General features: G+C 35.2%; 10 protein-coding genes. 2 read left to right on the top strand and 8 right to left on the bottom strand.

What is annotated here, in order from left to right; genetic code table 11:
• Positions 1-14 precede the first annotated feature (14 nt).
• The 8 genes from AC1TPC_RS25110 to dndB all read right to left on the bottom strand — a co-directional run bounded on the left by AC1TPC_RS25110 (position 15) and on the right by dndB (position 8,815).
• On the bottom strand, positions 15-377 hold the full coding sequence (locus AC1TPC_RS25110; RefSeq protein WP_482069472.1) for a hypothetical protein: 363 nt from the start codon (positions 375-377) through the stop codon (positions 15-17).
• Positions 378-384: 7 nt separating this feature from the next.
• Positions 385-2,400: a DNA sulfur modification protein DndD gene (gene dndD / locus AC1TPC_RS25105; protein WP_482069471.1), complete on the bottom strand. Its 2,016-nt coding sequence runs from the start codon at positions 2,398-2,400 to the stop codon at positions 385-387.
• Positions 2,375-2,593: a DNA modification system-associated small protein gene (locus AC1TPC_RS25100; protein ID WP_482069470.1), complete on the bottom strand. Its 219-nt coding sequence runs from the start codon at positions 2,591-2,593 to the stop codon at positions 2,375-2,377. The genes dndD (AC1TPC_RS25105) and AC1TPC_RS25100 overlap by 26 nt, the downstream gene beginning before the upstream one ends.
• A gap of 123 nt (positions 2,594-2,716) precedes the next feature.
• A complete protein-coding gene (locus AC1TPC_RS25095; RefSeq protein WP_482069469.1) occupies positions 2,717-3,835 on the bottom strand; it encodes a cysteine desulfurase family protein in 1,119 nt (372 codons plus the stop codon).
• 15 nt (positions 3,836-3,850) lie between these two features.
• Positions 3,851-4,222, bottom strand: coding sequence for a DNA sulfur modification protein DndE (gene dndE / locus AC1TPC_RS25090; RefSeq protein WP_482069468.1), 372 nt, complete (start codon positions 4,220-4,222; stop codon positions 3,851-3,853).
• Positions 4,223-6,217 carry a DNA sulfur modification protein DndD gene (dndD, locus tag AC1TPC_RS25085; RefSeq protein WP_482069467.1) on the bottom strand — a complete coding sequence of 665 codons (1,995 nt, stop codon included), beginning with the start codon at positions 6,215-6,217 and terminating at the stop codon, positions 4,223-4,225.
• A gap of 14 nt (positions 6,218-6,231) precedes the next feature.
• On the bottom strand, positions 6,232-7,725 hold the full coding sequence (dndC, locus tag AC1TPC_RS25080; protein WP_482069466.1) for a DNA phosphorothioation system sulfurtransferase DndC: 1,494 nt from the start codon (positions 7,723-7,725) through the stop codon (positions 6,232-6,234).
• Positions 7,715-8,815: a DNA sulfur modification protein DndB gene (dndB, locus tag AC1TPC_RS25075; RefSeq protein ID WP_482069480.1), complete on the bottom strand. Its 1,101-nt coding sequence runs from the start codon at positions 8,813-8,815 to the stop codon at positions 7,715-7,717. Before dndB ends, dndC begins: the two co-directional genes overlap by 11 nt.
• 695 nt (positions 8,816-9,510) lie before the next feature.
• Between dndB and AC1TPC_RS25070 the strand changes: the two genes are divergently transcribed.
• Positions 9,511-11,439, top strand: a complete 1,929-nt coding sequence (locus AC1TPC_RS25070) for a 3'-5' exonuclease (protein WP_482069465.1) — start codon at positions 9,511-9,513, stop codon at positions 11,437-11,439.
• Positions 11,440-11,591: 152 nt separating this feature from the next.
• Positions 11,592-11,969 (top strand): hypothetical protein, encoded by a 378-nt coding sequence (locus tag AC1TPC_RS25065; RefSeq protein WP_482069464.1) that lies wholly within the window; start codon positions 11,592-11,594, stop codon positions 11,967-11,969.
• Positions 11,970-12,049: the final 80 nt, after the last annotated feature.

The raw sequence follows: 12,049 nt of genomic DNA, 5'->3' as shown, positions 1-12,049 counted from the left end.
TGTGACCACACTTTTTAGTTTAGTATTAATATTCTAATATCATCTAGAGAATTTCTATCCCTGTACAGGTTTTCAAATATGAATAAACCAATCTCGATATACTTTAAGATCTCTTTAAATAAATCTATTGAGCTGATCTCTATTTCTAACTTATTAATAACAAGATGTTTAAATAAAAGGATTTCTTCGTCTGAAAAGATATCAGGTATCTCCCAGCCTTTTTCATCACTATTATTTGATACTTCAGTTGAGGATGACACATATCCTTTTGCAAAAGCAAGGCGAAGTACCTGAGGTCTATTAAGTGATAATATATCTACAAAATTATCAAGAGTTTTCTTTCCACCTGGACTAAGTACCATTCTCTTTGTGGACATAATTTATTCACCTTTTCAATTCAAAATAACCATCACGTATGATAGTATATTTAAGTTTTTCATTATATTCTAATACAAATTGTTTATATGAGTTTTGAGTAATAGTGTCAATATATTCCTGTGTAATTTCTGTATCAGTTGAGAGTATGATGACCTGATCACTTAATTCTTTATAGTATTTATTAATTAAATGATTACGATGATAGCTATCTAGTCTTCCTAAAGGTGTATCTATTAGCATTGGTAATGTGAATTTACTTGATTTAGTTAATGCCCAAATAAGTGCTGAAGAAATGATTTGCATTTCTCCCGCAGATCTATCTTGTATGCTAATTTCTTGGTTTCTATCATTAAATAAACGTATAGTATATGTAGAAATATCAAAATGAATACTTCCGAATTCATCTTGTTTTCTTATTAGTTCATTTAACATTTTTTTAAATTCATTATGAATGAATTCTGCTTTAAGTTTTGTAACTTCAGCAATATATTGCTTTGTAAATGAGATCATTGCATTGACTTGATCAAGTTGTGCTTGAAGTTGTTCTGTATTGGAGTTGGTATTATTAGTACGGGTTATTAAATTATCAATTTTAGTCTTATCTTCTTTTAAAACATTACTTTTGTTTCTTAAATTTCTAAGTCGCAGTTCTACTTCTCCAAGCATCTTTGTTAGATTATCAATTTGAATGTTCTCTTGTTCAATATCTATTGAATCAGGTGCATTTCTAATTTCTTCTTCGAATTGAGATAGATCTGATTGAAGCTGAGATATACGTTGATACAAAGTATATAATTCTGATTTTGATCTCACTGTCGTGTTTATTAGTAAGTTAAATTGTTGCTTATTCAAATCATGAAGTATTATTAAAGTTTCTTCAGATTTACTATTATTATTATTATTATTATCGATCCACATTTTCTCCCCATTGGAAAAAAGCTGTTCTTTCTGAGTTATTGTTAGTTCTGGTTGAATAGTACTATTGAACAATTCATGTAAGAAGTCTTTATAAGGAGAATAAGTATTGAGACTTCTTAGTTGTCTATCTCTTTCTTTTTCTTCTGAATTAAGTCTATTCTTTAATTGTTGAATTGGGTTTGACAATATATATAGATAAGCGAAATCTTTAAACTTCTTATCGAATTCAGTTTGATTTTGAGAAAGGGCTATTTCACAGGTAGTTAGCTTCTTTAATATTGTATCTCTTGACTTTGAGTTTTGTTGGATCTTTCCTGATCTAGATTGCTTTAATTGATTAATTTGTGATTCTAAATCAATTTTCCTTTGATTTACTACCTTGATTTTTTGGATGTAATCTTCCAACTCTCCTGCAACACGGCTAAGCTCTTGCGGTAAGTTAGCATTCTTTGCGCTCCCCATTGAGGTTACTACTTTTCTTTCCAGAAAACTTTTGGCATCATTTAGGTCTTCCAGCAATACTTTGTAAGTCTCAAGTCCACTTAGTTTCTGGATTGCAGTTTTCATTTCATCACTATTTTGTCTAAGAATAGTTTCTTTAATTTCTTCACCATCAAAAATAAAAAATGGAGCGACATGGTAAGGGATTTTTCGGTCAATAAATCGATTGAATGTATCAATATTATTAACTACAGAATGCTTACCGATATTAGCACCTGGTTTACGTATTGTAATATCACGCGTCTCATTAACCACTTTTTTATTGTGATCGAAAATCCATTTGATTTTTAGTTCCCATTCTTCTAAATTGTCATTTTCAATTATAAGTGTAATAAAACACTCTCGACCGCCTTCATCGAAAAAGTGATTGTTAATTACATTGGAAAATAATCTTCTATATTCCTCTTCCTTCATCGCTCGTTTACCAAAGAGAGCATAATGAACAGCTTTTAAGATTGTCGTTTTGCCTGCACCATTAAGGCCGCCAATAAGAATAATATTTTTGTTTTTCTCAGCTCTTGTACTTTGGGGGATATAAAGGTTTAACTCTTGATGTCCATAGAATGTTTTATAATTATTAAGTATTAACTTTTTTAATATCAATATTATCACCCTGATTTCTATTATAGAAATTAATTAGATCTATATAATCTGTTCTACGTTCATTTGTTGACTTATTTGAATAGTTGTTTTCTTCTGCAGCGCGTAAGAGTTTTTTTACTAATTCAGCAGAAACCCCGTGTTGCCTGCATAAGTTTTTTAATAATAGATTTTCCATTTCATATAGTTTTTCCAAATTAATCACCTCATTGGATTATTGATTATATATATCCCAATTCCTATATTTATAATAAGCCATAATACCTATGAGGTAAAGAAATAGATAAAAGGACGTTCATCACGTCCTTTTCATGAAATATTATAGATTGTGGAAAAACGAAATATCTTTAGTAGAATTAATATTAGATAGCGATATCCTTATTGTTTGTCTGATTTCGTTCAATGTTAATCCCATTGCTGACAGAACATGACTAGGCTTACTTGAACTGCAAGCTGAACCTGAAGAGACAGCAAGATAGGGGGCAAGCTTTTTAAGCAATAATTCATTATTTAATCCAACAAATTGAACACTTAGAATACCCGGTATTTTATTGTTAGTATCATTATTAAATTTAATTTTCTCGCCGAATTTAACTTTAAGTATTTCCATAAGCATTAATTCAAGTTCAGTTAACTTTATTCTTGTACTGTTCAAATTTTGATTTGCTAAATCAGCTGCTTTGCCTAAACCAATTATATTGTGAACGGGTAGAGTTCCACTTCGATAATTATTTTCTTGTCCTCCACCGTGAAGAAGAGGTGTGATTTTTGTGTAAATTTCCTTTGTCTTTTTTCTAATGAAAGCTACACCAATCCCTTTAGGGGCATGTAATTTATGTCCAGATAGAGAGAGAAAACCTATACCAGGTAGAGATTTTAAATTAATCTCCACTTTTCCAACTATTTGGGTTGCATCTGTGTGTAGAAATGTTTCTTGCAAGTGACAAAGTTCAGCTATTTCAAAGAGTGGGTTTAGACTTCCTACTTCGTTATTTCCCCATATAATACTAAGAAGAGTTGGATTACTGATTAGTTCTTTTTTAACATCTTCTAGATTTACCCGTCCGAAATTATCCACCTTTAGATAGTCGATTTTTGTGCTTTTAGTTTCCAGATAGGAACATGTTTCAAGTACAGAAGGATGTTCAACTAGAGATGTAACTATACTTGCTCTTTCGGCACCATAGTATTCCGATACACCTTTAAGAATCATGTTATTACTTTCTGTTGCCCCGCTTGTAAAGATAATCTCATCAGTGTCACATCCTATTAATTTCGCAACTTGTTGACGAGCCTTTTCAACTGCTTTATTTGCGTTTTCAGCAAGTGTATAGTATTTACTTGAGGGATTTCCGTACTCTTCTTTTAAGTAAGGAAGCATTACTTCAAGCACTTCTGGATGAATGGCAGTTGTTGCGCTATTGTCCATATATATCATTTTTTTATACACCACCTATAAATTCATAAGTGTTCGAAAGAATCGTTCACTATTTCCTGCAGCTTTATATTCTCCATTTAATTGTCTTATACCGCGTTCTAAATGAGCATTTAATAATCCAGGAAAATACTCTTCGTCAGAAATTATACGCCCTGCATGTTGGGTAATAAGGGCAAAGTATACATAATCAAAATCACCTGTTACTGTCGTACGATGTAAGGTAAGTCCTTCAGAAGATTCTTTATTTAACACTTGTACTTGTTCTTTATTACGGAGTGACATTGAAACCGCGTACCTGATTAATATATTTGGAGTTACATTTGTAGCAGAATGAAGTTGTTTAAGAGACTCTGCAACATATTTAGATGTTCGTATATTAAAATTCATTTACACCAACTCCAAATCGTATATATCAAAATAATGGTCTTTATTGATATCAATCATATTACGTGCAGTATTGAACTCTAAAGTATAGTAATGTGACAAATGTTGCTGTAAATCTTTGAATTGGGAAACACTTACCTCTGAGTCAGTTGCTAATATTATGACTTGTTCACCACAGTTTGGGATAAAATAGTTAATAAGTTCTCTCTTATGGTCTTGATCAAGACGACCAAGTAGAGTATCAAATACTAAGGGCAATTTCCAACCCGTTGACTTAAACATTGCCCAGATTATTGAAAGCATGAGCATTTCTTTTTCTCCGGCTGATAATCGTTCGTTTACCAAAAGTTCTTCATGATGATATATTTTTAATTCAAAAGATTCATGAGATATAAAAATGCGAGTGATGTAATCTTTTTTTCTAAAAAGACGATGAATCATTTTAATTGCTTCATTTTGTACTTGATCTAATTTTTTTCTTAATTGCATAGTTTGAAATCGTGAACTTACTTTATGAATTTTTTCTGCAAGAGCAAATGAATTAATTGTTTTTCTATTGTTCAGCCACTTTACTGTTTCGTGTTCTAGAGCAATCATAGTTGTTTTTATTTCTTCCGATAACATAAGCTCTTCTTGTTGTTTTTGCTCTATTGTTTGTTTTTTTTGCTCGATTAAAAGGGTTAAGTTTTGGATGTCATTAAGTAACAATTTAAACTCACTTGAATTATCATTGGTATCTAATTGTTGCTTTAATTGTTGAGTGCGGTCCAACAAGATTATGTTCTCATCATAGAGATTTCTATAATTATGTACATTAATCTTATCAAGTGTGTGATATAAATAATTAAATTCAGTTTTCTGTGCGAAAGAAGCTCTATGGAGAACCTTTTTATTTGTTGGTTCGAATACATCCATTATTTCCTTGTGGAGTTGTTTGCTATAGTTTTTATCAAAGTTCATTTGGAATTTTGATGAAAGATTATCAACAATCCGATTCAGTGTATCCGGTTCCAATATCGAGCCGATATATGCGTACGTCTCGATGCTTTCTTCTTCGTTCATTTGGATATTTGTTTCTGTTACGAGGTCTCGCACTAAATATAGTGGTAATAATTCAAATGTAAAATTTCTAATTTGATCATTATTTTGTTTTCGAATGCTTTCAAGACGACTAATTTCAAGAACAATATTGTCTCTATTGTCTTTATGTAAGCCCCCATGCATCTCGAAATCGCGTTTTTTTAGTATAAGAAATTCTTTTGTATTTATAACATCTTGATGTATTTCAACTAATTGCTTACTAATTTCACTTAATTTTATGCGTAGTGTAGAAAGCTTACTTTCTAAGTTTGCTTTGCTAGAATTTTCCCCCAATTCACTTTCAGTGATGTTAAGAGTATTTTTAAAGGTATGAAGGTCTTTATCTAAGTTAGTAAATAAATCAAGATTAAATAATATTTTAGCTGCATCATTTAAGTACTCAGATATACGTCCGTCTGATATGATACGTGAAATATCCTCACCATCAAATAGACATAGCTCAAATAACCGAGGAGGAATTTCTTCCCTTAATCGGTTTTGAAAGTTATCGGTTTCACGTTCATTTAGCAATCGCCCATCTTTATGAACTGAGAAGAATTCTTTTATCTTAGAGCCTTTCACAACCCAATACCTATTTAATTCATAGTTACTAGATAAAAAGTTTTCAACACTGTCATATTCAAGAATGATTTGGTATTGTGATTCATTTTCTCCTTTAGCCTTACGATTAAATAAAGATCCTATTCTAGAATAATATGCATCGCTTTCTGACATAAAACCATATGTTAATGAACCAAATAATGCAACACGAATTGATTCGAGTAGTGTTGTTTTTCCAGCACCATTCTTACCTCCAATGAGAATAACATTATTCTCAGGTTTAGTAGTTAAATCAATTTGATTGTCTTTGCCATAATATGCACCGATATTTCTTAAAACTATTTTCTTAAGTCGCATACACTAACCCCTTATTACAAATGTAAGAAATCTTGTCTTAGAGCCTTTTCGAATTCTTTGACAAGACCACGCCGGACTTTATAACCCGAATAATTTTTTTCAATTGCAATTAGTTTCTTCATTACTCCTAAGTTTACGTTCTCTTCCATGCACAAACGCTCTAAATCTGTCATTTGATCTTCAGCAAACGTAGGACGATCATTCTCATCCCAATTTAATTCATGACCAGTTTCTTCTTTATAAATCGTAGGTACTCGATCTTCCCAATCCAAATCATCTTCCCAATATTGTCGTATAATTTTGAGTTCATCAATTGAGATTAATTCTATCGTAGGATCATGTAGATCTTGTACTTGTTTCTGAGCTTGTAACAATTTTCTGAGGATTTCTTCACGCGCTTTAAGAGTGAATGGCCCAGGTCCTAGTTGTTTTAGTTCGCCGTCATGATCAATTATGATTAGATTCAGATCCTCTGCATTTGCTAGGTCTATGTTTTGTTCCTCCAAATATTTTCCAAGATCATTAATGTGAATTTGTACTGCCGTATTTATATCAATACCATCTAAATGATTGAGTAAGTATACTTGTCCGTTCATACGTTGTTTTTGACGAGCATTTCGATCATTACGAATATGATATAGGAAATTTCTGAATTCGTATAAGGGTACTAGCCAGCTTACACCGTTATTAATAAATCCACTTAGAGCTTTATCTTCAGTAACTACGGTGCAAGTCCAACATCCAAACCGGCTGTTTCCACAAGACCCAGCAGATTCTTTAATTTCTTTATCAACAACGAGTGGACATTCACTGTTAGAATCTTGATAAAGTTTCAGTAGTTCACTATTGTCTTCTCCCCAAGGTGATATGCCTTCTTGCAAAAGGTAGTTCCAAACATCATCTGTAGAAAAATTTCGAATAGGTGCAAATACATAAGCATTTGATAGAGTAGAGTGACGCATTAAGATTTTACCTTCAATGCTATGTTGCTTCATAACATTAGCTCTTGTTGCACTTTCATTGTCACGTACGCCTAGGACCATAATAACTTCCCCGAAATGAGATACTTTTTCTTTTATAAAACGATTTGCAGGTTCTATTTTAAGACGATCGGTACACCACCTGAATTTCTGCCGAGGAGAAGGGTAACCTTTTCCTATCAAAGAAGCCCAAAACGTTTGCTCAAGAGCCGGACGAATTTTATGCGTTTCAATTGGCAACCCTAATTCTATTGCTTTATCCTGAATTTTACCCAGTGTTTTTGTTATCTTATTTATTATTAGGGGAGTTTCAACTAATGTGTCAGAAGATATTATATAAACTTTTTTAGTAAGTTGTTCTGGTTGTAGTTCGCATAATGATTTGAAAATAGCTTGAACGACTGCAGTAGAATCTTTTCCTCCACTGTACCCTACAACCCAAGGACGTTCGTCAGAAAGATAAACATGTTTTATTAATTCAGAGGTTTCCTGATATTTATTATTTATTGAAAATATGTTAAGTTCCAACTAGATTTCCCTCCATAAATTTAGCTTCTATTTCACGCTCGTTTTCAGTAAGCTCAAGTTCAAGTTTAAATTTTATTAGATTTGAAGTTAATTGTATTGTCTCATTTGTTTTATTAATCCGGCCTGTTGGTCCGTAAGCTCGTCCGAGCCAATCTATTTTATTGTCACGATTCCAATCAATTTTCTTGAACTTATTTACATATTCTTTCCAAGAAGTTGGTTTATTTACATATAAGTAATGACCAACTACACCGACTGCTTCTAGAAAAACACCATGAGCAGCAATACAATTTTGCCGTAATTCACGAGGGGAAATTTCTTTGTTTAGTACATGATTCCATTCTGGTATAGAATCTATCAATAGTGTCCAAAACTCTGTTATGAATAAACGTTCTTGATCGGAAATTAATTCACCCTTTTTCTTTCCTATTAAGCGGCAATTAGTATTGAAAATATGATTCAGTGCAAATAATTTTGGAGAGTTCTTTGACAGAGATACTTTTTCTTTATCTGTATACCGTTCAAGAAGAGGGACCGTGTTAATTAGATCTTTTGTCAATAATGCAAATTGATCTCTGTGATCATAAAGAATTCCTATACTAGATGTAGTGTTGACTGCATGTCGATTTAAATCAGAGAAAATTTGTTGAGACCGTTGTAATCCGCGATCAAAGAAAAATACAACAGATATAGATTCGTCGCCTAGTTCTGGTGTTATCTTTAATGCTTCTTCAATAGCTGCTCTACGATGCTGACCATCATTTATAAGAAACTTTGAATCTAATGAAATAGTTAATTGTCCTATATCTTTATTTTCTTCTGATACTGGTACGAATTGCAATTCTCCATCTACGGACGCTGTAAGTGATGAAAAAACATACTCTTTAGGATTTTCTAGTATGTAATTCGTAATATCAGGTATTCTTGATTTATTCATTAGACGTTGTGCACGATGCTCAGGCGGAATTTCTTCTTCATCGAATAAAAAAATTTTTGGTATTAGACGAAGAGGACAAATTACGGTATAAAATTCTTTATTTGCTTGGATACCTCGAAGAGCAGGGAAATTGTAAGAGAAATTCAATGTAATCACCTCTATTTACGTACGTAATTTATTTTCATGATAACATTCAGTCTCCTCATAATCAATGTTGAATATTGAAAAGAATAGCGGAAAAAACGATTTTGATTAATGAATTTGCATAAGGACCTTTCACTTTAATTTATTATTAGTATGATTGGCAAGTTCGAACGGAAGAAATCGCATCTGACATCCCGATTACATAAAAGGAGAGTATAATTCTACTTTTTATTAAAAACCCGCATGTCTGCGATTAGAGTAACACAAACAATATCACCACCATGTTCATAAGTTATCACTATGGTGACTTAATAGAGATGGAGGTGGTATTTTATGAAAGCAACAGCAAGATTAAATAGAAAGACAGCTGTTATAAACATGATTGAAGTGCCAACCATTATCAAAGCCAGTTGCCAATCACTTTTCTCTTGGCTACAACCATTTTCTTGAAACTTAAGTCATTGTTTCTTTTTCATATCTTGTTCCCCTCCGTTTGATTCATTTCATCTAAGAGAGGGATGTACTATCCAAGTCTTAATAGGGGCTAAATAGGTATTACAGACCAGATAGAAGGGCGAGCCAAAATAGGCTGCGCCTTTTTTAAATTCGCTCATCTTTCCATTCCCCTATTTTCTCCTACCAATCCCACAAAGATCGTTTATACTTAAACGAGCTGAAAAAAATCGAAGTGGAGGTGACAAAGGATGGCGTATATGGTTCCGGAGGTTATACGGACGAGCGCGACTGCCGGGGAACGGCTATTGTTTCGGACGCTGAAGGAGCATTTGCCGAGCGATTATGTGGTTTATTTTGAACCAGAGATTCAAGGGAGCCGTCCTGACTTTGTCATTATAGGCCCCGATCTAGGATTAGTCGTTCTGCAGGTGAAGGATTATACGAGGTCAGACTTATTCGAGGTTGGCCGAGATGAGTGGCTGCTTCACGGTTCCGGCGGACAAATAGAGAGCGTTATGAACCCTTATCAAGAAGCTAGGGAGAGCATGCGCCATGTGGTGGGCGAGCTTAAGAAGGACGACAGTCTCATACAATGGGATGGCAAGTTTCAAGGAGAGTTAAAGTTCCCGCATGGCTTCGGAACGGCTTTTATGCGGATGAAGCAGAAGGATTTTATCGAATATAGCTTATACGAAGTCATTGCACAGCAATTTGTGCTTTGTCGTGACGAGATCGATTCGGAAGCTGAGAGCTTCTCCACCGATTCCCTGATTGAAAAGATTCATGGCATGTTTACGGCATGGAACAGCAAGCGGCACATTTTATCGCAAGAGGAAATTAAATCGATTCGCAATCACCTCATACCTGAGGCGAGGTTAAGCGCAGAATTTCGCCAGCCAAGTAATCAGAAGCATCAGGAGCAGTTTGTGCTTTCGCTTCAAAATATGAAGGTGCTGGATCTGCATCAGGAAAATATGGCAGAACAGCTCGGTGATCGCCACCGACTCATTCGCGGCGTGGCAGGAAGCGGGAAAACGCTTGTTCTCGCCAGTCGTGCCAAGCATCTGGCAAACCTTCATCCGGATTGGAAAATTCTTGTCCTTTGCAGCAGCATCGCTTTATCGCAAAGCCTTCGGCAAACGATCGACCGGAGGATGGAAGAACCGGAGGATCTGCTGGACTGGATTAGGCTGGAGGAGCAAAAGGAAGGCAAACCTCGCCAGCAAAACGTCGAAGTCTATAACTTTCATGAATGGCTGAAAAAAGCGCTGAATGCCCGGGATACAGATATCCCCTCTATCATTAGCAAACTTTTGAAGAAGGAAGCGATTTTTCCTACGTATGAAGCGATTCTGATTGACGAGGGTCAGGATTTTCAACCGGAATGGTTAAAGCTGCTTAGCTGCTTGCTTAATCCGGTTACGCAAAATCTGCTGCTGGTAGAAGATCGGGCGCAAACGTTTATGAAGCGCAAGTCGAGCTTGCTGCAGGACACGGGGCTTGATTTTCGCGGTCGGTCGCGTATTCTTTCTATTAATTACCGCAACACGGCCCAAATTGCCCAGTTTGCATGGGATTTTTATCAGCGGCATTCACTTTTCCAGAACAAGGTGAAGCTAGGCTCTACGAAAGGGGTCGAGATTATCCCTCCTCAAAGCACCCGGAGAATGGGTCAGGAGCCGTCGATGAGCCGGTGCACCAGCTTTCAGGAGGAGCTGCGGGGCGTGATGGCGCAAATTCGGTATTTGCATAACGACCATAGGGTTCCTTTATCTGAGATGGTCATTTTGTATCGCGTGAAAAATAACTATTACTCCTCCTATACGGATACGATCCGCAGAGCGCTTAAGGGACAAGGGCTAAAGGTGAATTGGATCACGGACAATGCGGATGCCGATCAGGAATTTAATAGTTCCGTAGATGCGATTAACGTATCGGATATTGACAGCGTGAAGGGGCTCGATTTCCGTGCGGTCTTTATCGTAAATGCCGAGAATATGCCTTTTTCGCTTGAAGAGGTCGAGGAACGCGAGGTGTCGCTGTTTTATATCGCTATGACACGTGCACTAGACTGGCTTTATATTTCCTACAGCGGGGATTCGAAGTTTACGCTTTATTTGGACGAGGTTCAGCAGAAGCATCAGGAGCAACAGCATGCCGTGAAGAAGATGGGATGAAGAAGTGGATCATTCCAGATGAAAAAACTGGCTGTCGAGATTATCTCTTGGCAGCCTGTTTCATTATATGCCCAGTATGGATGTCATCTCTAGGATATATGGACATAAGAGATTAGGAAATTTTAAATAGAATAGTAAAGAGGTGAATTCAATTGTCCAGCAGTATGACGCTGTATATCGCAGAATCGGTAAGCGAAGAGAAAATAACGGATATGATCATTCGAATAAATGGAAGAAAACAAGAAATAGCCGGTCAGAGACAATTTCTATTTAGCGCTGAAGAAGCAGTTATCTGGCTCTATTATCGTGATCAGCTCGATCTTGATCAAGAGGAGTACGAGATGTTCAAGTCGCAATATCATTTTGTACCAAGAACAGCTCTACATGCAGACATAAGCAGCGTTGATAACAGTGAAGCATTGGCGCTAACGGTATTAAAAAAACTATCAACAAACTTTGAATACTATGTTTTGTTGGATGAGAATTATCGAAATCTAAAATCGAAATCTAATACGAACATATCAGACTGAATTATACGGTTCCCCATATTTACTAGATGCCAACAGAGAAAAACAGGCTGTCGAGATTATCTCTCGGCAGCCTGTTTCAA

Source organism: Paenibacillus sp. Y280, assembly GCF_056786335.1.
Note: the sequence above shows the minus strand (reverse complement) of the source record. Positions and strands in the feature narration are given on the sequence as shown.